The 25,542-nt window shown below is 70.9% G+C and carries 20 protein-coding genes; 17 read left to right on the forward strand and 3 right to left on the reverse strand.

Annotated features, from left to right (window positions below; all coding sequences use genetic code 11):
* Positions 1-171 precede the first annotated feature (171 nt).
* The 8 genes from ACWDAG_RS42165 (at position 172) to gatB (ending at position 9,929) form a co-directional block, all read left to right on the forward strand.
* Entirely contained in the window at positions 172-1,173 is a 1,002-nt protein-coding gene (locus ACWDAG_RS42165; protein WP_450700865.1) for a methionine synthase, read from the forward strand.
* A gap of 15 nt (positions 1,174-1,188) precedes the next feature.
* A complete protein-coding gene (gene ligA, locus ACWDAG_RS42170; RefSeq protein WP_450700866.1) occupies positions 1,189-3,381 on the forward strand; it encodes an NAD-dependent DNA ligase LigA in 2,193 nt (730 codons plus the stop codon).
* 259 nt (positions 3,382-3,640) lie between these two features.
* Entirely contained in the window at positions 3,641-5,887 is a 2,247-nt protein-coding gene (locus tag ACWDAG_RS42175) for a putative bifunctional diguanylate cyclase/phosphodiesterase (RefSeq protein WP_450700867.1), read from the forward strand.
* Positions 5,888-6,014: 127 nt separating this feature from the next.
* Positions 6,015-6,269, forward strand: a complete 255-nt coding sequence (locus ACWDAG_RS42180; RefSeq protein WP_450700868.1) for a hypothetical protein — start codon at positions 6,015-6,017, stop codon at positions 6,267-6,269.
* A gap of 86 nt (positions 6,270-6,355) precedes the next feature.
* Positions 6,356-6,652, forward strand: a complete 297-nt coding sequence (gene gatC, locus ACWDAG_RS42185; protein WP_030851400.1) for an Asp-tRNA(Asn)/Glu-tRNA(Gln) amidotransferase subunit GatC — start codon at positions 6,356-6,358, stop codon at positions 6,650-6,652.
* 5 nt (positions 6,653-6,657) lie between these two features.
* Positions 6,658-8,160 carry an Asp-tRNA(Asn)/Glu-tRNA(Gln) amidotransferase subunit GatA gene (gatA, locus tag ACWDAG_RS42190; protein WP_450700869.1) on the forward strand — a complete coding sequence of 501 codons (1,503 nt, stop codon included), beginning with the start codon at positions 6,658-6,660 and terminating at the stop codon, positions 8,158-8,160.
* Positions 8,157-8,399, forward strand: a complete 243-nt coding sequence (locus tag ACWDAG_RS42195; RefSeq protein WP_030942833.1) for a hypothetical protein — start codon at positions 8,157-8,159, stop codon at positions 8,397-8,399. The genes gatA and ACWDAG_RS42195 overlap by 4 nt, the downstream gene beginning before the upstream one ends.
* Positions 8,400-8,414: 15 nt before the next feature.
* Positions 8,415-9,929 (forward strand): Asp-tRNA(Asn)/Glu-tRNA(Gln) amidotransferase subunit GatB, encoded by a 1,515-nt coding sequence (gatB, locus tag ACWDAG_RS42200; protein WP_450700870.1) that lies wholly within the window; start codon positions 8,415-8,417, stop codon positions 9,927-9,929.
* A 54-nt stretch (positions 9,930-9,983) separates the two neighbouring features.
* Here gatB and ACWDAG_RS42205 read toward each other — a convergent pair whose 3' ends face one another.
* Positions 9,984-10,781: an SAM-dependent methyltransferase gene (locus tag ACWDAG_RS42205; protein ID WP_450700871.1), complete on the reverse strand. Its 798-nt coding sequence runs from the start codon at positions 10,779-10,781 to the stop codon at positions 9,984-9,986.
* A 186-nt stretch (positions 10,782-10,967) separates the two neighbouring features.
* Here ACWDAG_RS42205 and ACWDAG_RS42210 point away from each other — a divergent pair, with 186 nt between their 5' ends.
* The 7 genes from ACWDAG_RS42210 (at position 10,968) to ACWDAG_RS42240 (ending at position 18,740) form a co-directional block, all read left to right on the forward strand.
* The gene (locus ACWDAG_RS42210; protein WP_450700872.1) at positions 10,968-11,255 is read left to right on the forward strand and encodes a hypothetical protein; all 288 of its coding nucleotides are present in this window, start codon (positions 10,968-10,970) and stop codon (positions 11,253-11,255) included.
* Positions 11,256-11,458: 203 nt separating this feature from the next.
* Positions 11,459-13,729 (forward strand): MMPL family transporter, encoded by a 2,271-nt coding sequence (locus ACWDAG_RS42215; RefSeq protein ID WP_450700873.1) that lies wholly within the window; start codon positions 11,459-11,461, stop codon positions 13,727-13,729.
* Complete coding sequence (locus ACWDAG_RS42220) at positions 13,707-14,279, forward strand: GNAT family N-acetyltransferase (RefSeq protein ID WP_450700874.1); 573 nt, start codon at positions 13,707-13,709, stop codon at positions 14,277-14,279. The genes ACWDAG_RS42215 and ACWDAG_RS42220 overlap by 23 nt, the downstream gene beginning before the upstream one ends.
* Positions 14,280-14,359: 80 nt before the next feature.
* A complete protein-coding gene (locus tag ACWDAG_RS42225) occupies positions 14,360-14,914 on the forward strand; it encodes a hypothetical protein (RefSeq protein ID WP_450700875.1) in 555 nt (184 codons plus the stop codon).
* 208 nt (positions 14,915-15,122) lie between these two features.
* A complete protein-coding gene (locus ACWDAG_RS42230) occupies positions 15,123-15,308 on the forward strand; it encodes a hypothetical protein (RefSeq protein WP_450700876.1) in 186 nt (61 codons plus the stop codon).
* A 179-nt stretch (positions 15,309-15,487) separates the two neighbouring features.
* Entirely contained in the window at positions 15,488-18,526 is a 3,039-nt protein-coding gene (locus ACWDAG_RS42235; RefSeq protein ID WP_450700877.1) for a helix-turn-helix transcriptional regulator, read from the forward strand.
* A gap of 22 nt (positions 18,527-18,548) precedes the next feature.
* Positions 18,549-18,740, forward strand: a complete 192-nt coding sequence (locus ACWDAG_RS42240; protein ID WP_450700878.1) for a DUF6191 domain-containing protein — start codon at positions 18,549-18,551, stop codon at positions 18,738-18,740.
* Positions 18,741-18,744: 4 nt separating this feature from the next.
* Here the strand turns inward: ACWDAG_RS42240 and ACWDAG_RS42245 are convergent, their stop codons facing one another.
* Positions 18,745-19,890 carry a PQQ-dependent sugar dehydrogenase gene (locus ACWDAG_RS42245; protein WP_450700916.1) on the reverse strand — a complete coding sequence of 382 codons (1,146 nt, stop codon included), beginning with the start codon at positions 19,888-19,890 and terminating at the stop codon, positions 18,745-18,747.
* A 157-nt stretch (positions 19,891-20,047) separates the two neighbouring features.
* Positions 20,048-21,046 carry an aldo/keto reductase gene (locus ACWDAG_RS42250; protein ID WP_450700879.1) on the reverse strand — a complete coding sequence of 333 codons (999 nt, stop codon included), beginning with the start codon at positions 21,044-21,046 and terminating at the stop codon, positions 20,048-20,050.
* Positions 21,047-21,120: 74 nt separating this feature from the next.
* On the opposite strand from ACWDAG_RS42250, the gene ACWDAG_RS42255 reads away from it, so the two are divergent.
* Both ACWDAG_RS42255 and ACWDAG_RS42260 read left to right on the forward strand, forming a co-directional pair.
* Positions 21,121-22,071: a 2-hydroxyacid dehydrogenase gene (locus ACWDAG_RS42255; protein ID WP_450700880.1), complete on the forward strand. Its 951-nt coding sequence runs from the start codon at positions 21,121-21,123 to the stop codon at positions 22,069-22,071.
* Positions 22,072-22,517: 446 nt separating this feature from the next.
* Positions 22,518-25,532 (forward strand): putative bifunctional diguanylate cyclase/phosphodiesterase, encoded by a 3,015-nt coding sequence (locus ACWDAG_RS42260; protein ID WP_450700881.1) that lies wholly within the window; start codon positions 22,518-22,520, stop codon positions 25,530-25,532.
* Positions 25,533-25,542: the final 10 nt, after the last annotated feature.

A 25,542-nucleotide genomic window follows, 5' to 3' on the forward strand; every position in this document is an offset into this window, starting at 1 on the left:
CCCGGACCCCCGCTCCTCAAACGCCGGAGGGGCTGGATTTGGCCCAGCCATCTCAGCCCGTCCGGCGTTTGAGGACGAGGCCGTTCAGGCCGAAGCGGGGGTCTGGGGGCGGCAGCCCCCAGGTACGGGACGGGTAGGGGCGGCGGGGGCGAGAAAACATAGGCTTCACATGTGAACGCAGACCTTTCCTTCGGCCCCGCCACCGGTATCGGCTCGATGCCCGGCGGCGACGCCCGCGAGGCGGCGAAAACCGTCACCGGGACCTTCGAGGACTTCCCCTTCCTGCCCGAGCTGCCGACCCGCGGCCCCGGCGCCGACATGATCGGCAGAACCGCGGGGATGCTCGTCGAGCTGTACGCCCGCGTGGAGCCCAGCGGCTGGCGCATCGGCGACCGCCCGGGCCGGGACACCAAGCGGGCCAGGTCATGGCTCGGCGAGGACCTCGACGCGATCGAGGAGTTCACGCAGGGGTACGAGGGGCCGCTCAAGCTGCAGGCCGTCGGCCCCTGGACTCTCGCCGCCGCCCTGGAGCTGAAGAACGGCGAGTCGGCCCTCTCCGACCCCGGCGCCTGCCGCGACCTCGCCGCCTCGCTCACCGAGGGCCTCCGACTGCACCTCGCCGAGGTCGCCCGCCGCATCCCCGGCGCCCGCCTCGTCCTCCAGCTCGACGAACCCTCCCTCACCGCCGTACTCCGCGGCCGGGTGAAGACCGCCAGCGGCTACCGCACCCACCGCGCCGTCGACCGCCAGCTCGTCGAGGCCACCCTCCGCGACGTCGTCGGGGTTCACAGCGACGGCCCCACCGTGGTCCACTCCTGCGCACCGGACGTCCCGTTCGCCCTCCTGCGAAGGGCGGGCGCGGCGGCGGTCTCCTTCGACTTCTCGCTGCTCACCGAGCGTGACGGCGACACGATCGGAGAGGCGGTGGAAGCGGGTACCCGGCTCTTCGCAGGTGTCGTGCCGGGCACGGACGGCCCATTGTCAGACCCTGCCGGTAGCGTCATGGGTGTCAGGACGCTGTGGCGCAGGCTGGGGCTGCAACCGGGCCTTCTCGCGGAGGCGGTCACGGTCACGCCGTCGTGCGGACTCGCGGGGGCCTCCCCGGACTACGCACGCAAGGCCCTCGCCCACTGCGTCCGGGCGGCGAGATCCCTCGCGGACAACCCAGAGTAACGGGAGGACAACACGGTGGCCGGCGACAAGCAAGCGGAGACGACGGTGCCCGCCGAGGCGCGGGAGAAGCACGCGAAGCTCGCTGAGCAGATCGAGGAGCACCGCTTCCGGTACTACGTGAAGGACGCTCCGGTCATCAGCGACGCGGAGTTCGACAAGCTCCTGCGTTCCCTGGAGGCGCTGGAGGAGGAGCACCCCGAGCTGCGCACCCCGGACTCGCCGACCCAGAAGGTCGCGGGGGCGTACGAGACGGAGTTCACCTCCGTCGAGCACCGCTCCCGCATGCTCTCCCTGGACAACGCCTTCAGCGACGAGGAGCTGGCCGCCTGGGCCGAGCGCGTCGCCAGGGACGTCGGCGGGCCCGACTACCACCTCCTGTGCGAGCTCAAGGTCGACGGTCTCGCCGTCAATCTCACCTACGAGCGGGGCCGCCTCACGCGAGCGGCGACGCGCGGCGACGGCCGCACGGGCGAGGACATCACCCCCAATGTCCGTACGATCGCGGAGATTCCGGACAGGCTGTCCGGTGACCGCGTCCCCGATCTCGTGGAGATCCGCGGCGAGGTCTACTTCCCGATGGAGAAGTTCGAGGAGCTCAACGCCCGCCTGGTGGAGGCCGGCGACAAGCCCTTCGCCAACCCGCGCAACGCGGCGGCAGGTTCACTGCGCCAGAAGGACCCCCGCGTCACCGCCACCCGCCCCCTGCACATGGTCGTCCACGGCATCGGCGCCCTGGAGGGCTTCGAGGGCCTCACGCGCCTCTCCCAGGCCTACGACCTGCTCAAGACCTGGGGCCTGCCCACCTCCCGGCACAACAAGGTGGTCGACGGGCTCGACGGCGTACGGGAGTTCATCGCGTACTACGGCGAGAACCGGCACTCGGTGGAGCACGAGATCGACGGGGTCGTCGTCAAGCTGGACGAGATCCCGCTCCAGGGACGGCTCGGTTCCACCTCCCGCGCCCCGCGCTGGGCGATCGCGTACAAGTACGCGCCGGAGGAGGTCAACACCAAGCTCATCAACATCCGCGTGGGCGTGGGCCGCACCGGCCGGGTCACTCCGTACGCCCAGGTCGAGCCGGTCACGGTGGCCGGCTCCGAGGTCGAGTTCGCCACCCTGCACAACCAGGACGTCGTCAAGGCCAAGGGCGTCCTCATCGGCGACACCGTGGTGCTGCGCAAGGCCGGTGACGTCATCCCGGAGATCCTCGGCCCGGTCGTCGACCTGCGCGACGGCAGCGAGCGCGAGTTCGTGATGCCGGCCGAGTGCCCCGAGTGCGGAACGGCGCTTCGGCCGATGAAGGAGGGCGACGTCGACCTGCGCTGCCCCAACGCCCGCACCTGCCCGGCCCAGTTGCGTGAGCGGCTGTTCTATCTGGCGGGCCGCAAGGCGCTGGACATCGAGCATTTCGGCTACGTCGCCGCGGCCGCCCTCACCAAGCCGCTGGAGCCGAAGGACCCGCCGCTCGTGGACGAGGGCGACCTCTTCGACCTCACCATCGAGCAGCTGCTGCCCATCAAGGCGTATGTCCTCGACCAGGACAGCGGGCTGCCCAAGCGCGACCCGAAGACCGGCGAGGAGAAGGTCGCCACGGTCTTCGCCAACCAGCAGGGCGAGCCGAAGAAGAACGCGGTTGCCATGCTGGAGAACATCGCCGCGGCCAAGGAGCGCCCGCTCGCGCGCATCCTCACGGGCCTGTCGATCCGTCACGTCGGCCCGGTCGCCGCCGAGGCGCTCGCCCGTGAGTTCCGGTCGATCGAGCGCATCGAGCAGGCCACCGAGGAGGAGCTGGCGAACACGGAAGGCGTCGGCGGAATCATCGCCGCCTCCCTCAAGGAATGGTTCGCCGAGGAGTGGCACCAGGAGATCCTCCGCAAGTGGCGCGCCGCGGGCGTGCGCATGGAGGAGGAGAGCTCGGGCGAGGACGAGGGCCCGCGCCCGCTCGAAGGGCTGACCGTCGTGGTCACAGGCACTCTCGAACACTTCACCCGCGACGGCGCGAAGGATGCGCTGCAGAGCCGCGGAGCGAAAGTAACCGGTTCTGTTTCGAAGAAGACATCCTTCGTTGTCGTAGGTGACAATCCTGGGTCGAAATATGACAAGGCAATGCAGGTCAAGGTGCCCGTTCTGAACGAGGAGGGCTTCAACGTCCTGCTCGAACAAGGGCCGGACGCAGCGGCCGAAGTTGCGCTTCCCATTGAGGAATAGCGATTGAAGGCCACCCGATCGGCGCATACCAGATGCATACGGGTGGCCGGGGTGCATTCGGGCAACCGTCTACGACCGCTGCCCGTGGAAGCCTTCTGCGGCCTACTGTTGAGGTGTGCACCTGCCGTGCCCAGCTGCGGTTGGGGCATCCCCTTGCTCTTGACGAGCAAGGGGAAGGGTTTTCCAACGCGGTGCCGTTGACGGATGTCGGGCAACGGGCCGCGTGGCGTGGGCACCGCCGGCTGTGAGAGGGACGGGAATGGAACCGACCGAGAGCGCCGCCCCTGACTCACGGCTGCGCCTGCACCGGGTCACCGGTGCATGGCGGGCGAGCCGGTGGGCCGGGCGGACTTCGGAGCGTCCGGGTGCGGAGGGGCGCGCCACCGGACAGTACACCGTGACGGACGGGCGCGCCCCGCACCTCACGGCCGACCACCCTCCCGGACTGCCGGATCCCGAACACGAACGGCACATGTCCTGGCCCGCACTGCCCGCGGCGGTCGTCGCGGCGGCCGCCTTCGTCCTGGGCGCCGGCTTCTTCCGGGGGTTCACCGGGACCCACGCGCTCTTCCCGGCCGGTGCCGTCGGCTGGTCCTTCGCGGTGCTGACCGGCATCATCGTCGGCCACCTGGTCATGCTCGGCCGCTCCCGCTGGTGGGGCGGCACCGGCTCCGGCGCCGCCCTCACCCTCGCCGTCCTGATGCTGTACGGCTGGGTGCCCGCCGGAATGGTCAGCCTCACCGTGGTCGTGCTCGTCGGCATAGCCCGGCGCAACCGCTGGCGCCAGGGTGTGCTGCACGGCTCGGTGGACATCCTCGGCATCGGAGCCGGAGCCCTGGTGCTGGGCGCCTTCGGACGCGTGCCGTCCGTGGAGAAGCCCTGGAACCCCGACACCTGGACCCTCTACACCGCGCCCGAGGTGATGCTGGTCGCCGTCGGGTACCTCCTGGTCACCCGCACCCTCCTCTGGTACCTGCACGCCCCGCGCCACGGCGGTCTGCCCACCGTCGCCCGCACCGCCCTGGTCAGACAGGGCCTGGTCGCGGTCGCGCTGCTCGGCATCGCCCCGCTGGTCTGCGTGGTCGCCGCCGCCCAGCCGGTGCTGCTGCCGCTGTTCGCCATCCCGCTGATCGCCCTCGACTCCACTCTGTGGATAGCCCGCGCCCGGGCGGAGGAGCAGCTGCGCGACCCGCTGACCGGGCTGCCCAACCGGCAGTGGCTCCTCGAGCGCATCTGGACCGCGCTGGACGACGCCGAGCGCATCGGCGCCCGTGCCGCCCTGATGCTGATCGACCTGGACCGCTTCCGCTCGGTCAACGACACGCTGGGGCATCTCGCCGGTGACCGGCTGCTCCTGCAGATAGCCGACCGGCTGCGCCTGGCGCTCCCGCGCGGAGCGGAGGCCGCACGGCTCGGCGGTGACGAGTTCGCCGTCTTACTGCCGGTCGCCGACTCCACGACCTCCGCGACCCGGGTCGCCCGGGGCCTCGTCGCCGCACTCAGCTCCCCGCTCGACCTCGACGGACTCACCCTCGTCCTGGAGGCCAGCGCGGGGGTCGCCGTCTTCCCGGACCACGCGCTGGACGCGGAGGGACTGCTGCGGCGGGCGGACGTGGCGATGTACCAGGCCAAGCGGGACCGTACGGGCGTCGAGGTGTACGAGTCCAAGCGGGACTCGAACACACCGGACCGGCTGGGCCTGCTGGGCGATCTGCGCCGGGCGCTGGACGCGCAGGAGGTGCAGCTGCACTACCAGCCCAAGGTCCGCTTCGACGGACAGGTCGCCGGCCTGGAGGCCCTGGTCCGGTGGGTGCATCCCGAGCGCGGGAAGGTGCCGCCGGACGAGTTCATAGCGATCGCCGAGTCCTCGGGGCTGATGCCGCATCTCACGGAGTACGTCCTGGACACGGCGCTGGCCCAGGTGGCCCGGTGGCGGGCCCAGGGACTCCATGTGCCGGTCGCGGTCAACGTCTCCCCGCGTGACGTCCACACCCCCGGTTTCGCGGGCTCCGTCGCCGCCCGCCTGGCCCGGCACGGGGTCCCGGCGGGAGCGCTCCAGCTGGAGATAACGGAACACGTCCTGCTCGAGGACCCGCAGCGGGCCGCCGACACACTGGCCGGACTGACCGGGCACGGCGTGAAGATGTCGCTGGACGACTTCGGCACCGGCTATTCGTCCCTGGTGCATCTGCGGCGGCTTCCGGTGAGCGAGCTGAAGATCGACCGCTCCTTCGTGGCCCGCCTCGCCGTCGACGCGGAGGACGCGGAGATCGTCCGCTGCACGGTCGACCTCGCCCACTCCCTCGGTCTGCTGGTCGTCGCGGAGGGCGTCGAGGACGACGAGACCTGGGAGCGGCTGCGGGACCTCGGCTGCGACGCCGTACAGGGCTGGCTGGTCGCGGCCGCGATGCCGGCGGAGGAGACGACGGCATGGCTGCGGGCGCGGGGATCGCGGGGCTGGCAGCGGCCTCGCGCGGCCCTGCCGGCCGCGGCGACGGACGAGTAGTTCCCCCCGCCAGTCCCCCCGCCGGCCCGCCCATGAGGGCCGGCGGCTGCGTGTCCCTCGGCCACCTGCCTTCGCCGTTGTACGGGCCGAAGTGTGGTTCATTCGCGGGCCGGCGAAAGAGAAGGTCATGTCACTGTTCGTGCCGAAGCTCGACGAGTCCGTGATCGTCCGCGGTGCCGACGCCGAGATGTTCCACCTGCTCGACGGGCCCGCCGAGATCCTCTCCGGCGACGACATCGTCACCGCCGAACGCGGCGATCTCGTCATCGTCCCGAGAACATCCTCGAAGTGCAGGAGCGATACGACAATCACTTCCGCGAGAGCGCCGTCTGGGAAGGGCGCCGCTGGCCTCATGGGTGTACGGCCGACCTCATGGGCGTAAGGTCCGGGAAACCGTTTCACGGTCACAGGGCCCCGCCCCATAGGATTGGGCCCAAACCACACACACTCACCCCAGAGGAACGCTGCATGCCTGGCATCACGCGCGAGGAGGTCGCCCACCTCGCCCGGCTGGCGCGTCTGGAGCTGAAGCCCGAAGAGCTCGAACACTTCGCAGGCCAGCTGGACGACATCATCGGCGCGGTGGCTCGCGTCAGCGAGGTCGCCGACCAAGACGTACCGCCGACCTCGCACCCGCTCCCGCTGACGAACGTCATGCGCAAGGACGAGGTCCGTCCCTCGCTCACCCCCGAGCAGGCGCTCTCCGGCGCCCCGGCCCAGGAGCAGCAGCGTTTCAAGGTGCCGCAGATCCTGGGGGAGGACTAACCGCCATGACGGACAACGTCAACATCATCAAGCTCACGGCCGCCGAGACCGCCGCGAAGATCGCCTCCGGCGAGCTCACGGCCGTCCAGGTCACCGAGGCCCACCTGGCCCGTATCGAGGCCGTCGACGAGAAGGTGCACGCCTTCCTGCACGTCGACCGCGAGGGCGCGCTGGCCCAGGCCCGTGCCGTCGACGAGAAGCGTGCCAAGGGCGAGAAGCTCGGTCCCCTCGCCGGTGTGCCGCTCGCGCTCAAGGACATCTTCACCACCGAGGGCATCCCGACGACCGTCGGCTCGAAGATCCTTGAGGGCTGGATCCCGCCGTACGACGCGACCCTCACCAAGAAGCTGAAGGCCGCCGACGTCGTCATCCTCGGCAAGACCAACATGGACGAGTTCGCCATGGGGTCGTCGACGGAGAACAGCGCCTTCGGGCCGACCGGCAACCCGTGGGACCTCACCCGTATCCCGGGCGGCTCCGGCGGCGGTTCGTCTGCCGCGCTCGCCTCCTTCCAGGCGCCCCTCGCCATCGGCACCGACACCGGCGGCTCCATCCGCCAGCCGGCCGCCGTCACCGGCACGGTGGGTGTGAAGCCGACGTACGGGGCGGTCTCCCGTTACGGCATGGTCGCCTTCTCCTCCTCCCTCGACCAGGGCGGGCCCTGTGCCCGTACGGTCCTGGACGCGGCGCTGCTGCACGAGGTGATCGCCGGGCACGACCCGCTCGACTCGACGTCGATCGACGCGCCCGTCCCGCCGGTCGTCGAGGCCGCCCGCAACGGCAGCGTCGAGGGCATGCGCGTCGGCGTCGTCAAGCAGTTCCGCGGCGAGCACTACCAGGCCGGTGTCATGCAGCGGTTCGACGAGTCCGTCGCGCTGCTGAAGGAACTGGGCGCCGAGATCGTCGAGCTGGACTGCCCGAGCTTCGACCTCGCGCTGTCGGCGTACTACCTGATCGCGCCGAGCGAGTGTTCGTCGAACCTCGCCCGTTTCGACGGCCTGCGCTACGGCCTGCGCACCGGCGACGACGGCTCGCACTCCGCCGAGGAGGTCACCTCCCTCACCCGCGCCGAGGGCTTCGGCCCCGAGGTGAAGCGCCGCATCATGCTCGGCACGTACGCCCTGTCGAGCGGCTACTACGACGCCTACTACGGCTCCGCGCAGAAGGTCCGCACGCTCATCACGCGCGACTTCGAGAAGGCCTTCGAGCAGGTCGACGTCATCGTCTCGCCGACCACGCCGACGACCGCCTTCCCGATCGGCGAGCGCGCCGACGACCCGATGGCGATGTACCTGGCCGACCTCTGCACCATCCCCACGAACCTCGCGGGCAACGCGGCCATGTCGCTGCCCTGCGGTCTGGCTCCGGAGGACAACCTCCCGGTCGGTCTGCAGATCATCGCTCCGGCGCTGAAGGACGACCGTCTTTACAAGGTCGGCGCAGCCGTCGAGGCCGCCTTCGTGGAAAGGTGGGGGCACCCGCTCCTCGAGGAGGCTCCGTCGCTGTGACCAAGGCACTGACCAAGGCCAAGGACTTCAAGAAGTCCAAGTCCGGTACGTACGTGTCCATCGCCACCACCGCCTTCGGCGCGTTCGGTGTCGCCAAGCGGATCAAGAAGGCCAAGGCCGAACAGGACACCCTGCGGCTGATCGACGCGACGGTGGCCGCCGTCGGCATCGTCACCGGCCTCGCCATCCTGTACCGCGAGCTGAAGCGGCTGGGCGACGACGACGTCCTGCTGGGCTGAGAGGGAAGTTTCACCGTGACCACCACGACCGACCTGGAGTCGTACGAGGACGCGCTGGCGTCGTACGACCCCGTCATGGGCCTTGAGGTCCATGTCGAACTCGGCACCAAGACCAAGATGTTCTGCGGCTGTTCGACCGAGCTCGGTCAGGACGCCAACACGCAGACCTGTCCCACCTGCCTCGGCCTGCCCGGCTCGCTCCCGGTCGTCAACGCGACCGGCGTCGAGTCCGCGATCAAGATCGGTCTCGCGCTGAACTGCGAGATCGCCGAGTGGTGCCGCTTCGCCCGGAAGAACTACTTCTATCCGGACATGCCGAAGAACTTCCAGACCTCCCAGTACGACGAGCCGATCGCCTTCAACGGCTACCTCGACGTACAGCTGGAGGACGGCGAGACCTTCCGCGTGGAGATCGAGCGCGCCCACATGGAGGAGGACACCGGCAAGTCGACCCATGTGGGCGGCGCGACCGGCCGTATCCATGGCGCCTCGCACTCGCTGCTCGACTACAACCGGGCCGGCATCCCGCTGATCGAGATCGTCACCAAGCCGATCGTCGGCGCGGGCGACCGTGCCCCCGAGGTGGCGAAGGCGTACGTCCGTGAGCTGCGCGAGGTCATCAGGGCGCTCGGTGTGTCGGAAGCCCGTATGGAAATGGGGCAGATGCGCTGTGACGTGAACCTCTCGCTGATGCCCAAGGGCAGCGAGAAGTTCGGCACGCGCTCCGAGACGAAGAACGTCAACTCGCTGCGGTCCGTGGAGCGTGCGGCCCGCTTCGAGATCCAGCGGCACGCGGCCGTGCTGAACAGCGGCGGCACGATCATCCAGGAGACCCGCCACTTCCACGAGGACACGGGGTCGACGACCTCGGGCCGAGTGAAGGAAGAGGCCGAGGACTACCGGTACTTCCCCGAGCCGGACCTGGTGCCGGTGGCCCCCTCGCGCGAGTGGGTCGAGGAGATCCGGGCGGCGCTCCCCGAGATGCCGCTGGCCCGCCGCACCCGGCTGCTCGCCGAGTGGGGCATCTCCGCCACCGACATGCAGGCGATCCTCAACGCCGGTGCGCTGGACCCGATCGTCGCGACGATCGACGCCGGTGCCGACGCGGCCTCCGCCCGCAAGTGGTGGATGGGTGAACTGGCGCGCAGCGCCAATGAGTCGGGCACCTCGCTCGACGAGCTGGCGATCACGCCGGAGCAGGTCGCCCGGGTCACCGCGCTGGTCAACTCCGGTGATCTGAACGACAAGCTGGCCCGCCAGGTCATCGAAGGCGTTCTCGCGGGCGAAGGCACCCCGGACGAGGTCGTCGAGAAGCGCGGTCTGAAGGTCGTCTCCGACGACTCGGCGCTGGGTACGGCGGTCGACGAGGCCATCGCCGGCAACCCGGGCATCGCCGACAAGATCCGCGGCGGCAAGGTGGCCGCGGCCGGCGCCCTGGTCGGCGCGGTCATGAAGGCGACCCGCGGTCAGGCCGACGCGGCCCGCGTCAAGGAGCTGATCCTTCAGAAGCTGGGCGTCAGCGAGGGCTGAGGCCCCGTACGCGGTACGGCCCCGGAGACATGGCCTCCGGGGCCGTACGGCTGTCTACTTACGGCGCCCCACGACCCGTACGAACCCCAGCGTGCGTCCCTCGTCCGCCCGCACCATCTCGCCGACCCGGCGGGCCATCGTGCGGTGGAACTCCTCCGGGCTCTCCTCGGCGACCACCTCGCACCACAGCAGCCAGTCCCGCCAGCCGTCCGGCTGCCAGTCGGCCGCCTCGACCTCGACGGCCCCGCCGCGGGTCCAGTGGCGCCGCCACCAGTCGGGGGAGTGGAAGCACCAGAAGTCGGGCTCCCACCACGGCCTGAGATGCTCCGGCGGCTCGTCGCCCTCCGGTTCCTGCCGGAGCGCCGGTACGACGACCCCGATCCGTCCGCCCGGCTTCAACAGCCGGGTCAGTGTGGGCAGACAGAGATCGTCGGTGCCGAAGTACTGATACGCGTCGACGGACACGATCGCGTCGAAGGTGCCCTGGCCGAAGGGCAGGTCGTGGGCCTCGGCGTACACGGGCAGCACGCGGTCGGCGACGCCCGCCTCGGCGATGCGTACGGCGTTGTCGTCGGGCTTCACCCACAGGTCGGCCGCGGTGACCTGGACGTCGTACTCCCTGGCGAGGAAGACGGACGTCATGGCGCGGCCGCAGCCCAGGTCGAGGACGCGGGCGCCGGGGCGCAGCTCCTCCAGGCCGAGCGCGGGGGCCAGCCACTCCAGCAGCCACAGTGCGTGCGGGCCCATCTGGTTCTCGATCGTCCAGCGGACGTCGTAGCGGTTGCTGCGGCCCCATCGGGGGTGGGTGAGGCGGTCAGTCAGGTCGTCGTTCGTGGTCCTGGTGTCGGACATCGGTGAACGGGCTCCTCAAGATCTTCGTAGTGGAAGGAGATGCGTAGGAGCTCGGTCGGACCTTCAAACAATGCACCCGCTTCGGTCGTCGGCGAGGAGCCGGGGACGGTCGACGGGCGGAAGCTAGCAGCCCTCGTGGACGCCTCGCACCTGGTTTCTCGGCGGGACGCGCTACGCTCGCCCGCCATGAACGGACGCGTTGATTCCGAGATACCGGACACGGATGTCGTGGACGCGCGCCGGGCCCGCTGGACGGCGGCCGGAACGGGAGCGCTGCTGACCCTCGCGGGATTGGCCGCCTCCGTGCTGCGAGCCTCTGGTCCCGCCCCGGCGGTGGTGCCCGCCGCCTACGCCTTCGGGGCCGCCGTCTGTGCGCTGGCCTCGGTGCTCGGCTCCCGGGGGCGCACCCGACGGGCGCTGTGGCTGCTGATCATCGGGGCGATGGTGATGGCGCTGGGGGACCAGTTCGACTGAGGTGACAGAGTGGTCGTTACTGTCCTGTGATCTGCCTCCCATTCCTGTGAATAAGCCCATGAACGGCGTAAACGATCACTTCTGCCTGCAAGAGTGGTCCTCGCATTGCTCATGCGTTCTTTGCGGGCTGTTCATCTTGTGAACGACAGTTTCACGGCTGTTCCCGGTCAAAGATCCACAAATCATCCTCCGGGAGCTCGTTCGTGGCAGCCCTTGCACGCTGGTGTGTTCGGCACCGCCTCGTCGCGGTACTGCTGTGGCTCCTCGCCTTCGGCGGGGTGAGTGCGGCCGCCGCCGTCACCGGCTCGGCGTACTCGAACGACTACGAGGCTCCCGACACCGAGTCCGGACGGGCCATGCAGCTGCTGCAGGACGGCTTCCCGGGGTTCGGCGGCGACAGCGACACGGTGGTCTGGCACACCACCTCGGGCACCGTCCGCGCCGCAGACGTCGAACAGACGATGACCGAGACCCTGGACAAGATCGCCGACCTGCCGGGCATCGCGTCCGTCGCCGGTCCCTACGACAGCCAGGGCGCGGGCCGGATCAGCGCCGACGGACACACCGCGTACGCCACGGTCACCTTCGACGACCGGGCCGAGGACATCAAGAAGTCCGAGGCCGAGGCCGTCGTGCGCACGGCCGAGGCGGCCCGGGCCGACGGTCTCCAGGTGGAGCTCGGTGGCAGCGCCATCGGGCTCACCGAGTCCGCGGGCGGGCATCTGGCCGAGGTGGTCGGCGTGGTCGTCGCCGCAGCCGTCCTGTTCCTCGCCTTCGGCTCGCTCGCCGCCTCCATGCTGCCCATCGCGACCGCGCTGGTGAGCGTCGGAACGGCGTACGGCGCGATCGTGCTGCTCGGGCACGCCATGACCGTCGCCGACTTCGCGCCCATGCTCGGCATGCTGATCGGGCTCGGCGTCGGCATCGACTACGCGCTGTTCATCGTCACCAGACACAGGCGCGGACTCAAACGCGGGCTGTCCACCACCGAGGCGGTCACGGGCGCCGTGGCGACGACGGGCCGCGCCGTGGTCTTCGCGGGTGCCACGGTTTGCATCGCCCTGCTGGGGATGCTGATCCTCAGGCTGAGCTTCCTCAACGGCGTCGCGATCGCGGCCTGTCTGACGGTCGTCCTGACGGTCGCGGCCTCCGTCACCCTGCTGCCCGCCCTGCTGTCCTTCATCGGCCCACGTGCCCTGAGCCGGCGCGAGCGGCGCCATCTGGAGGAGCACGGTCCGCAACCGGAGCTGCCGACCGGGTTCGCCCACCGCTGGTCGGCGTTCGTGGAACGTCACCCCAAGGTGCTCGGCATCGTCGCCCTGGTCGTCATGACCGTCCTGGCGCTGCCCACGCTCTCCCTCCACCTGGGCACCTCCGACCAGGGCAACGACCCGAAGACGTCGACCACCAGGCAGGCGTACGACCTTCTCGCTGGGGGCAGCTCCCGCGCGGAGCGTGGGGGAGGGTTCGGGCCCGGCGTGAACGGCCCGCTGACCGTGGTGACGCGCGTCGACGGCGCCGAGGACAAGCTCGCCCTCGACAACCTCGACGCCACCATCCGCACCACCGAGGGTGTCGCGTCGGTGACTCCGGTGACCTACAACACCGGCGGCGAGACCGCGTACTTCACGATCGTCCCCGAGTCGGCGCCCCAGTCGCAGAAGACCAGCGACCTGGTCGACCGGCTGCGCACCGAGGTGCTGCCGCGGGCCGAGACCGGCACCTCGCTCGACCTGAAGGTCGGCGGCGTGACAGCCAGTTATGACGACTTCGCCGACGTCATCGTCGGCAAGCTGCCCCTGTTCGTGGGCGTCGTCATCGGCCTCGGCTGTCTGCTTCTGCTGCTGGCCTTCCGTTCCATCGGCATCCCGGTGAAGGCCGCCGCGATGAACGTCGCCGCGGTCGCCGCCGCCTTCGGCATCGTCGTCGCGATCTTCCAGTGGGGCTGGGGGAGCGAGCTGCTGGGTCTCGGCCGGGCGGGTCCCATCGAGCCCTTCCTCCCCGTGATCATGGTGTCCGTCCTCTTCGGGCTCTCCATGGACTACCAGGTCTTCCTGGTCAGCCGGATGTACGAGGAGTGGCTGGAGACCGGCGACAATCGGCGCGCCGTCCGCGTCGGGCTCGCCGAGACCAGCCGGGTGATCAACTCCGCCGCGGTCATCATGATCTCGGTCTTCCTCGCCTTCGTCCTCAGCGGCGACCGCGTGATCGCCATGTTCGGCATCGCGCTCGCCTCGGCCGTCGCCCTCGACGCCTTCGTGCTGCGCACCCTGCTGGTCCCGGCCCTCATGCACATGCTCGGCGGCGCCAACTGGTGGCTGCCCCGCTGGCTCGACCAGCGCCTGCCCCGTATCAGCATCGAACCGCCAGAAGCCCGCGCCGCCCATGAAAGGCTGGCCGCAGCGACGGACGCCGAGGTGGCGGACGTACTGGCGAAGGGGCGGGACGAGGATGTACGCGATACCTCTGGGTGACGATGCCGAACTGCGTCCCCTGGAGCCCTGGCACGCCGAGGAGTTCCTGGCGCATCTGGAGCGGGGACGGGACTTCATCGGGCAGTTCATCGCCTTCGGCTCTCAGGCCGTCGACGTGCCCTCCGCACGCGAGACGCTCCAGCGGTACGCCGACATGCGCGCCGCCGACACCGGCTCGTACCACGGCATCTGGCTCGACGGAAAGCTCGTCGGCGGAGTGCTCACGCTGAACTTCGACGCGGAGACCGGGAACGCCGAGGTCGGCTGCTGGCTGGAGCCCGCGGCGACGGGCCGCGGACTGATCACCCGGGCGATGCGGGTGCTCATCGACTGGGCGGTCGAGGAGCGCGGCATCCACCGCGTCGAATGGGTCGCCGCCTCGGGGAACGTCCCCAGCCTGAATGTCGCCCGGCGCCTCGGAATGACCCGCGATGGGGTACGGCGCCAGGCGCACCCCTATGGTGGGGTGCGGCACGACCTCGAGGTGTGGTCGATCCTCGCCCCGGAGTGGCGCGAAGCCCGCGCGCGTGCCGCACACAACGATCAGTAACGATCCGTAAGAAGAGGCCTCCACGATCGCCTCGACGATCATTAAGAGACTTCTCAGACAGCGTCCGTACGGTGCGAGGTATGGGAACCACCAAGACTGATGACGAGGCCGGCACGACCGAGGCCACCGAAGTGAAGACCGACGAGCAGACGGTGGACGCCACCGCCGCCGAGGAGACCCCCGAGGAGGCGACCGCCGAGGCAGACCTTGTCGAGAGCGACGGCGCCCGGGAGCCGTCCGGCGTGGGCCAGGGTGCCGGAGCCGTCGTCTCCGCCGCGCTCGGCGTCGTCTCGCTGACCGGCAGCTGGGTCGGCACCGTCGCCTCCGCTCGCCAGCAGCTCGTCGGTCAGCTGCACGCGCAGACCGCGCAGTCCTCCGATGTCGCCAAGCTCCTCAATGAGGGCTACGGCGACGCCTGGAAGGCCACCGCGTTCTGGGGCGGCGCGTTCGCGCTCCTCGCGCTGGTCGTCGGTGTCGTGGTGCTCGCCCGTCCCGCCTTCGGCGCCCCCGGCAAGCCGCAGCCGGTCTGGATCAAGTCGGTCGCCTGGGGCGGCGTCGCGCTCGGCGTCATCGGCCTGCTGCTGGCCGTCCTGAAGTACACCGACGTCCTGCTCGGCCTGCCGTCGACCCGCTGAACCACCACCGCATCACCGCAGGTCCTGAGGGGTCTTAGGGCATCCGTAAGCACCTTACGGAGCACCTGAGGCCCCTCACGCGCATCTAAGGCCCCCGGCGGCCCCGAAGATGCGGAACTCTCCCGATGTGGCGCACCCCCCTTGGAGACGAAGGTTGAGGCATCGCAGCAAGCGAAGCCCGAAAACCGCCTCTCACAAGGGACACACCATGTACGAGTACGAGATCTCCCAGCTCCGCTCCGCCGAACTGATCCGCCAGGCCGATCAGGAGCGGCTGGCCCGCGAGGCCGTCCGCGGCCGCCGCGCCGCCCGCCGCGAGGCAGCCCGCCACGCCGCCGAGGACGAAAGCCATAGCCCACGTCTTCGCCGGCTCCGGTCCGCCCGCGCGGCGTGAAAGCGGCCGACGCCGGGCGGAACCTCTCAGCCCCTCCGGCTTTTGAGGACGAGGCCCGTTCAGCGCCGAAGCGGGGGTCTGGGGGCGGCAGCCCCCAGACCACGGCAGCACCACCGCCGGGCAACGAGCATGACTTCGGCCCACTGAAAACCGGTGCCCCGTCGGCAGACCCTCGTGCGATGCTCGGCTTCGTGGAGACCAGGTCCGTAAGCCCCGTGTTCGTCGGCCGAACCGAAGAACTCGACATCCTCGGCGACGCCCTCGCCCAAGCCGCGGCAGGCACTCCGCAGGCCCTGCTGATCGGCGGGGAGGCGGGAGTCGGCAAGACCCGGCTGGTCGAGGAGTTCGCGACCGCGGCCTGCCGTGAGGGCGCCGTCGTCGCGCTCGGCGGCTGTGTGGAGATCGGTGCCGACGGGCTGCCCTTCGCACCCTTCTCCACCGCCCTGCGTGCCCTGCGCCGCGAACTGCCCGACGAGCTCGCCGCCGCGGCCGCCGGCCAGGAGGAGGAGCTCACCCGGCTCCTGCCCGAGCTGGGCCAGGCCTCCGGAGGGCGGCACGACGAGGAGGGCATGGCCCGCCTCTTCGAACTCACCGCCCGCGTCCTCGAGCGCGTCGCCGCCGACCGGACCGTCGTCGTCGCCCTGGAAGACCTCCACTGGGCCGACGCCTCCACCCGACACCTCCTCGCCTATCTCTTCCGCACCCTGCGCACCGGCCGCCTCGTCGTCCTCGCCACCTACCGCGCCGACGACATCCACCGCCGTCACCCGCTGCGCCCCCTGCTCGCGGAACTCGACCGGCTGCGCACCGTCCGCCGCGTCGAACTCGGCCGCTTCAACCGGGAGGAGGTGGGCCGCCAGATCGCCGGCATCCTCGCCACCGAACCGGAGCCCACCCAGGTCGACGACATCTTCGAACGCTCCGACGGCAACGCCTTCTTCGTCGAGGAACTCGCCGTCTGCGTCAGCGAGGGCTGCGGCACCGGCCTCACCGACTCCCTCCGCGATCTGCTCCTGGTCCGTGTCGAGGGCCTGCCCGAGATCGCCCAGCGGGTCGCACGGATCGTCGCCGAGGGCGGCTCCACCGTCGAGTACCGGCTGCTCGCCGCCGTCGCCGGGCTCGCCGAGGACGACCTCATCGAGGCGCTGCGGTCTGCGGTGAACGCCAACATCCTGCTGGCCACGCCCGCCGGTGACGGCTACCGCTTCCGCCACTCCCTGGTCCGCGAGGCGGTCAGCGACGACCTGCTGCCCGGCGAACGCTCCCGCCTCAACCGCCGCTACGCCGAGGCCCTGGAGGCCGACCCGGCGCTCGTCCCCGCCGACCAGCGCGTCATGCGCCTGGCCAGCTACTGGTACCACGCCCACAGCGCGGCCAAGGCCCTCCCCGCCGTCCTGGACGCCTCCGTCGAGGCCCGCTGCCGTCACGCCTACAGCGAGCAACTGCGGCTCCTGGAGCGGGCGATGGAGCTGTGGGACACCGCCCCCGAGGACGTACGGGGCCGCTTGCGTCCCATCGACTACACCGAGGTCTATCCCCCCTGCGGCTGCGACCCGGCCACCACACCCCTGCGCTATATGGACCTGATGGCCGAGGCCGCGGTCGCCGGCCGGCTGTCGGGGGAGCGCGAACGCGCCCTGAAGATCACCAAGCGGGCACTGCATCTGCTGGAGGACGAGGGCGATCCCCTGCGCGCCGCCTGGTTCTGGGTCCAGCGCTCCCGTCTCGTGCAGGCCCTGGCCCGAGGCGACGGCTGGAAGGAACTCGGCACGGCCCAGGAACTGGTCCGCGGCCTGCCGCCGTCCGAGGTGCACGCCGAGGTGCTCTCCACCGCCGCCAACTGGTCGATGCTCCACGAACCCGGTCCCGAAGCCCTCTCGTCCGCCGAGCGTGCCGTCGAGTACGCGCGCATGGTCGGCGCCCGCGAGATCGAGCTCAACGCCCGCCTCACCTACGGCGGGCTCATGGTCGACGCGGGCTCCGTCGAGGCGGGCCTCGCCGAGATGCGCGAGGTCAAGGACCGGGCCCTGGAGGAGGGCGTCTCGTACGTCGCCGGTCGCGCCTACGTCAATCTGGCCGCCGAACTGGACGCCGTCGGCCGCACCCGGGAAGCCGTCCCCCTTCTGCAGGAAGGCCTCGTCTACACCCGGAAGTTCGGTCAGCTGGATTCCGAGGCCTGGGTGTGGGCCAACCTGTCCGAGGCGCTCTACTCCCTGGGCCGCTGGGACGAGGCCGCCGACGCGGCGGCCGGCGCCCTGCGCGTGGGGCACGGCGCCAAGCCCCGGGGCAGCGGCGCCAGCTGCCTCGCGCACGTCGCCCTCGGCCGCGGCGACCTGCCCGAGGCGGCCCGCCAACTCGCCGCTGCCCGAAACTACTTGGGCACGCACGATCCCATGCCTCAACACACCCTGCTCCTCTCCCGCATCGAGATCGGCGTGGCCGCCGGCGAGGGCCGCCTCCTCGACGCCCGGGCCGAACTCGCCCGCGTCCTGGTCTCCGACATCCCGCCCGGCACCCAGCGCTACGGCTGGCCCCTGCTGCTCGCCGCCGCCACCGCCGAGGCCGACGCCCGGGCCCTGCCCGCGGCGGCCCAGGGCCGCACCGACGCCCTGGAACGGCTCCGCGAGGCCGTCAAGAAGACCACCACCGACACCCCCATCTGGCTCGCCCACGAGCAGTGGGTCCGCGCCGAACTCGCCCGCGCCGAGGGCGGCGACACCGCCGACACCTGGTCGGACGTGGTCACCGCCTTCGAGGCTCTGGACCGCCCCTACGACCTCGCCCGCGTCCGCCACCGGCTGGCCGAGGCCCTGCTCGCCTCGGGCGGTGACGACGAACGCGACCGCGCCACCGAACTGCTGCGCCTGGCGCACGCCGTGGCCGACCACCTCGGCGCCCGCCCCCTCGCCGATGCCGTCGCCCTGCTCGCCCAGCGGGCGCGCCTCGCCCTGAAGCGCATCCCGGACCCGCGGCCCGCCGACCCCGTGGAGGCGCTCGGCCTCACCGGGCGGGAACGGGACGTCCTGCGCCTGGTGGCCGCCGGCCGCACCAACCGCCAGATAGCCGAGGAACTCTTCATCTCCCCGAAGACCGCCAGCGTCCATGTGTCGAACATTCTGGGCAAGCTCGGCGTCTCAGGAAGAGGAGAGGCGGCGGCGGTGGCGCATCGACGGGGACTCTTCCCGCCGGGGGACGGCGACCGGCTGATCGCCGGATGACGGAGCAGCTGAAGGGAAAGCGATGTTCAACGTCTTCGAGGAACTCTTCGCACCCGGCCGCAAACACACCCGCGACGAGAAGAAGAGGCTGGAACTGACCCGCGAGGACGTCGGCGACAACGACCCCGGACACGGGCCGATAGACCTCGAGTCCGGGAAGGTCGTCGTACGGCCGCCTCGGCAGGAGGACGAGACGGACACTGCTGAGGAGTGATTCCTCAGCCGACCTGCAGCTCCAGTATTCGGTCGTCGCCGGACTTCGGCTCTCCTCTGCCGTCCGTGTTGCTCGTCGTCAGCCACAGCTTGTCGCCACCGGCCGAGACCACGGTCCGCAGGCGGCCGTACCTGCCCTGCAGGAAGGGCTGCGGATCGGCAGCGGCAGCCGTGCCCTTCAGGGGTATGCGCCACAGGCGCTGGCCCTTCAGACCCGCCATCCAGACCGAGCCCTGGGCGTAGGCGATGCCGCTGGGGGAGGCGTCGTCCGTGTGCCACTGGGCCATCGGGTTGTGGTACTTGCCGTCGGACGACCTCCCCTCGGCGTCCGGCCAGCCGTAGTTGTCGCCCGGCTTGATCGCGTTCAGCTCGTCCCAGGTGTCCTGGCCGAACTCCGAGGCGAACAGGCGCTGTTCGGGGTCCCAGGCCAGGCCCTGAACATTGCGGTGACCGTAGGTGTAGACGGGGGAGTCCGGGAAGGGGTTGCCGGGAGCCGGGTCGCCCTCCGGGGTCAGTCGGAGGATCTTTCCGCCCAGGGACTGCTTGTCCTGGGCCAGGCCCCGGTTTCCGCTCTCGCCCGTGCCCGCGTACAGCATCCGGTCCGGGCCGAAGGCGATCCGGCCGCCGTTGTGGATGGAGCCCTTGGGAATGCCCTTGAAGATCGTGTCCGGCGCGCCCAGCTGTTCGCCGGCCGGCTTCTTCGCGTCGTACAGCAGGCGGACGATGCGGTTGTCCGAGGCCGAGGTGAAGTACGCGTAGATCATGTGGTCCGCGGCATAGTCCGGGGAGAGCACGATACCGAGGAGGCCGCCCTCTCCGGCGGGGGAGACCCCGGACACCTTGCCCAGCTCCGTCTTCCTGCCCGTCTTCTCGTCGATCTTCGTGATCGTCCCCTCGTCCCGGGAGGAGACGAGGAGGTCTCCGCCGGGCAGCGGGGCGAGGCCCCACGGGGTCTTCAGGCCGGTGGTGACCGTGCGCAGCACCTTGACCGAGCCCTTGGCGGGTGGGGCCTGTTCGGCGGCCTGCCGCGACGGGGACGAGGTCCCGGCAGTGCTCCCCGGCTCCGTACCGTCACCGCCGCCCCCGGACCCTCCGCCGGAGGAACAGCCCGCCGTCAGCAGGAGCGCGGTCGTGGCCAACACGGCCGGCACAGCTCGTCGTAGCACGATCTTGGTCCCTTCGGGCGGCGGTCCAGCGGCAGGTTCTACTTGTCTTACACCGCTCGCGCCCCGCAGGTTCCCGGTCGGCGGATCCCGAATCTCCGCCGCCGCGGCCACCCGCCCGCTTTCGGTCTCTCGACCGCCCGCGTCAGTCCCAGGACCCTCGTGCGCCTGGCAGTGCCGCGACTTCGGCGAGGTCCTCCGCGGTCAGCCGGAGTGCTGCGGACGCGGCGTTCTCCGTCGCCCAGCGCTCGTGCTTGGTGCCCGGGACCGGGACCACGTGCCGTCCCTGCGCCAGCACCCAGGCCAGGGCCACCTGGGCGGGCGTGACCTCGTCGCCGTGCCGGGCGGCGATCCGGCGCAGGCCGGCCACGATCGGCTGGTTCGCGGCCATCATCTCCGCGGTGAAGCGGGGGTGGCGGGCCCGCACGTCGTCCGGTTCGAAGCCCTGGCCCGGGGTGAGCGTGCCGGTCAGGAAGCCGTTGCCGAGGGGCATCGCGGCCAGGAAGCCGACGTCACGCGCCTCGCACCACGGCAGCAGCGAGTCCAGCGCCTCCGGCGACCACACCGACAGCTCGGCCTCCACCGCGCTCACCGGGAACACCTGCTGCACCCGCTGGAGTTGCCTGATCGTCGCGTCGTGCAACCGCCCCCCGGACCGACGCCCGCCCCGTGCGCCGACCGCGCACAGCCCCAACGCCCGTACCTTTCCGGCCCGGACGAGCTCCGCCATCGCGCCCCACGTCTCCTCGACCGGGACCTCGGGGTCCTCGCGGTGCAGCTGGTAGAGGTCGATGACGTCCGTCTGCAGGCGTCTCAGGGACGCGTCGCAGGCACGCTTCACATAGCCGGGGCGGCCGTTGGCCACGATGTGCTGCTCGCCCACCAGCAGGCCGACCTTCGTCGACACGAAGGCGTCCTGACGGCGCTCCTTCAACGCCCGCCCCACCAGCAGCTCGTTGGTGAACGGGCCGTACATGTCGGCCGTGTCCAGGAGTGTCGAGCCCGCGTCCAGCGCCCGGTGCACCGCCCTGAGCGATGCGTCGCCCCGCTGCCGCGACCCGCTGTACGCCCAGCTCATCGGCATGCACCCGAGTCCGACGGCCCCCACCGCGAGTGCGCCCGCGCCGATCGTCCTGCGCTCCACCTGCTCGTGACCCTCCCTCTCCTGGCCTCCAACCTAACCTCTGCACCCCCATGGCCCTGACATAGCCTCCTGACATGACTGCTGACGTGTGGCTTTCCATCCCGCCCGACACCATCGAGGGGCTTCCCGAAGGCCCCAACTACCGCTTCTGGGACGGCGCCGACGACTTCCCCGCGGACCCTGCCGACTGCGTCTTCTACGTCGTTCCCTACATGAAGCCCAGTGACGTGGGCGTACGTCCCCTGCCGGCGTTGAGCGGCGTACAGGTCGTACAGACCCTGACGGCCGGCATCGACAGCCTGGAGCCGGGACTGAAGCACCTGCGTCCCGGCGTGCAGGTGTGCAACGCACGCGGAGTGCACGAGGTGAGCACCGCCGAACTCGCGCTCACGCTGATCCTCGCTTCGCTGCGCGGCGTCCCCGACTTCGTGCGCGCCCAGGGCCGCGGGGAGTGGCTGGGCGGGTTCCGGCCCGCGCTGGCGGACAAGAACGTCCTCATCGTGGGTTACGGGTCGATCGGATCCGCCATCGAGGACAGGCTCGTTCCGTTCGAGGTGGCGCGGGTGGCGCGCGTCGCGCGCTCCGAGCGCACCACGGCGCGCGGCCCGGTGCATCCGCTCACCGATCTGCCCGCCCTGTTGCCGGAAGCGGATGTCGTCGTCCTCGTCACGCCCCTCACCGAGGCCACCCGCGGCCTGGCGGGCGCCGACTTCCTCGCGCGGATGAAGGACGGCGCCCTCCTCGTGAATGTCTCCCGCGGCCCCGTCGTCGACACCAAGGCCCTGCTCGCCGAAGTGGAATCCGGCCGCATCACCGCCGCCCTGGACGTCACCGACCCGGAGCCGCTGCCCCGCGAACACCCCCTGTGGCGCGCGCCCGGCGTCCTGATCAGCCCCCATGTCGGAGGCCCCTCGTCCGCGTTCCTGCCCCGCGCCAAGCGGCTGCTGGTGGACCAGCTGACCCGTTTCCTGAACCGGGAGCCGCTGCGCAACGTGATCCTTACGACAGGCGCGAACGGCGCGTGACCCCGACGACTTGAGCGTCCCCTGCGCGCCCCGCGCGACGGGCGTAACGGGCGCGTAGTCCGCTTCCGGTACCCTCCGCAACCCTGCGGACGCGGTCCGTGCTCACATTCCCGCTGGTCGTCACGGAGCGTAGAGGAACTATGTCCCTGAGTGACGAGACTGGTGTATCGTCCCGAGCAGGGGCTGCGCCGCACCGTTCGGCGCCGGGGATGGAAATTCAGACTGTGAGGGGGGCGACGGGCGATGCACGGCCTATGGGCGAGCGATCCGACGCGACGGGGCCGCCGGAGGCGACTCTGGCGTACGGCCGCGCGCAGACGCGGTCACCACGGCAGTCACGGCTGCCGTCACAGCCATCACCACCGCGGGCACAGCCGCCGGGGGCCTGCGCACCCAGCGCACCGGGGGCCGCGGGATCTGGGAGCGATGCGGACCGGGTGGGCCCGGTGAGTTCGCCCCCGCCTCCCACGACCACCCTCGCCGCAGCGGTGCGGGTACAGCCTTCTCCGGGGACGCTGCTGCCCCGTCCGCCGACCGCCGGGCGCGGACCCGGCCTGGTCCCCCAACTCGTTCTGGCTCTGGTCTGCGCGGGATACGCCGTCGGTTCCGCGTTCGGCTGGGGCTCCGGCGAACTCTCGCTGATCATGGGTGACTTCGGGCTGAGCGCCGCGGCCGGCACCGCCGCCGTGTCGCTGTTCGTGTACGCCCGTAGCCGCCGTGTCCGCTTTCGACCCGCCTGGCTGCTGTTCGCCCTCTCCTCGGCCATGGCCAGCCTGGGCAACGCGGTCTGGGGGTGGTACGAGGTCGTCCTGGGGGAGCAGGTGCCCACTCCCAGCTATGCCGACCTGTTCTTCCTGTGCTTCGCGCCGCCCGCGATCGTGGGGCTCCTGGTGCTCGCCAAGCGGCCGGTGACGAAGGCCGGCTGGGTGTGCCTCGCGCTCGACGCCTGGCTGATCGGCGGCTCGCTGCTCACGCTGTCGTGGAGCCTCGCGCTCGCCCAGGCGGCCAAGTTCGACGGGCCGAGCGTCGCGCACACCGCGCTGTCGCTCGCGTACCCGCTGCTGGACATCGCCCTGGTCAGCATGGTGCTCGCGCTGCACTTCAGGCGCTCCGCGGTGAACCGCACGGCGGTCAACACCGCCATCGGCGCGCTGGCGCTGACGGTGATGTGCGACGCCCTGTTCACCTCGCCGCTGCTGCACAACAGCTATCACTCGGGCCAGTTGCTCGACGCGGGCTGGTTCGCCGGCTCCCTGCTCCTCGCGTACGCCCCCTGGGCCGCGCCCCGGCACGGGCAGCAGCCCGAGACCGACCGGTGCGACCTCGACGGGCACACGCGCGTGGTGCACGAACATGTGCCGGGCCACCGGAGCGGCGCGCACCAGCACCACCCGGCACCCCAGGGAGGTGATCACAGCCGGTATCCGGCCGCCCGGCCCATCGCCGGCTCCCTGGCCGCCCTCACGCCCTATCTCGCCGCAGCCGTGTGCACGCTCGGGATCCTCTACACCGTCCTGAACGGCCACCGGGTCGATCGCGTGGTGCTCCTCACCGGCGGCACGGTCGTGCTCGCTCTCGTGGTGCGCCAGGGCATCATGCTGCTCGACAACATCACCCTCACCCAGGAACTGGCGCAGAAGGAGAACCACTTCCGCTCCCTGGTGCAGGGCTCCAGCGACGTCATCATGATCGCCGCGCCCAACGGCATCCTCCGCTACGTCTCCCCGGCCGCCGCCGGGGTCTACGGACGCCCCGCCGAGGACCTGGTGGGGACGGAACTGGCCAATCTCATCCACCCGGAGGACCTGGGCTGCGTGGTGCACGAGGTGCGCCGCTTCCTCGCCGCCAGCCCGCTCGATGAACCCACTACACGCATCGAATGCCGCTTCCGGTCCGGCGAGGGAGGCTGGCTCAACGTCGAGTCCACCGTCAACCGCCACCAGGGCGGCCTCATCTTCAACAGCCGGGACGTGACCGAAAGAGTGCGCCTGCAGGCCCAGCTACAGCACAACGCCGAGCACGACCCGCTCACCGACCTGCCCAACCGCGCCCTCTTCACCAAGCGTGTCCAGCAGGCACTGTCCGGCCGCCGTGCCTCCGACCGGGGCGCCGCGCTGCGCGGCACGGCCGTCCTCTTCATCGACCTCGACGGCTTCAAGGCCGTCAACGACACGATCGGGCACCAGGCCGGGGACGAGCTGCTCGTCCAGGCCGCACGCAGACTCCAGGACGCGGTCCGGCACGGGGACACCGCCTCCCGGCTCGGTGGCGACGAGTTCGCGGCCCTGATCGTGGGGGACGGCACCCGGGACCGCTCCGCGCGCGAACGGCACATCCTGGAGCTCGCCGACCGCCTCAGGATCACGCTCTCCCAGCCATACCTCATCGACGGCAACGATGTCCGGGTGGCGGCCTCCATCGGTGTCGCCTTCGCCGAGCCCGGCCTCGGCGCGGGCGAACTGCTGCGCAACGCCGACCTCGCCATGTACCGCGCCAAGGCGGCCGGCAAGGGCCGCGTCGAGCTGTACGCCCCGCAGATGCAGCAGGACGTCGTACGCAAGGCGGAGCTGGCCACGCGGCTGCGTGCCGCACTGCACGACGGCGAGTTCGCGCTGCTGCACCAGCCCGTGGTCTGTCTGGAGGACGGCCGGATCACGTCGGTCGAGGCCCAGGCGCGCTGGCGCTCCTCGCAGGGGGTGCTGTTCACCCCTGCCGAGTTCCTGCGCGTCGCCGAGGACAGCGACAAGACCGCCGAGCTGAGCCGCTGGATGCTGGAGGAGGCCGTGGAGCAGGCCGCCGAGCGCACCGGCACCGGGCTGTCCGTGCCCGTCGCGGTACCGATGAGCGCCCGGCGACTGCTCGACCGTTCGATGCCGCTCGGCTCGATAGAGGCCCTGCTGACCCGGCACGGGCTGCCGTCCGGGTCCCTGGTGATCGAGCTGTCCGACCCCGACCCCCGGGTCTCGCTGGACGAACTGGAGCGACGCCTCGGCGCCCTGCGCAGACTCGGCGTCCGGATCGCCCTGGACTGCTTCGGCAGCGGCTGTGCGGCGATCACGGCGCTGCGCAGACTCCCCGTCGACGTGCTGAAACTCGACCGCAGCCTGGTCGAAGGAGTCGTCGAGTCCGCGCGGCTGCACAAGATCACAGCCGGGTTGCTGCGGATCGCGACGGACCTCGGACTGCAGTCCGTGGCCGACGGCGTGGACCTGCCCGAGCAGGTCGTGGCGCTGCGCGCGATGGGCTGCACCCACGGGCAGGGCATGGCGTTCTCCGGCCCGCTGGACGAGGTCCGGCTGCGCCGAGCGCTGGCTTCCGGCCAATATCCGGTTCCGCACGGGCCGATCGAGCCTGCGTTCGCGGGAGGTGGTTCAGGGGTGTACACAGGTGGTGTGCCCGCTGTTCTCGGAGGCGGAAGTGCCCTCCGCTCACATAATGAGACTCCCGTCCCACCCACTTGACACGTGGTGC

Source organism: Streptomyces sp. NPDC001157 (assembly GCF_053598255.1).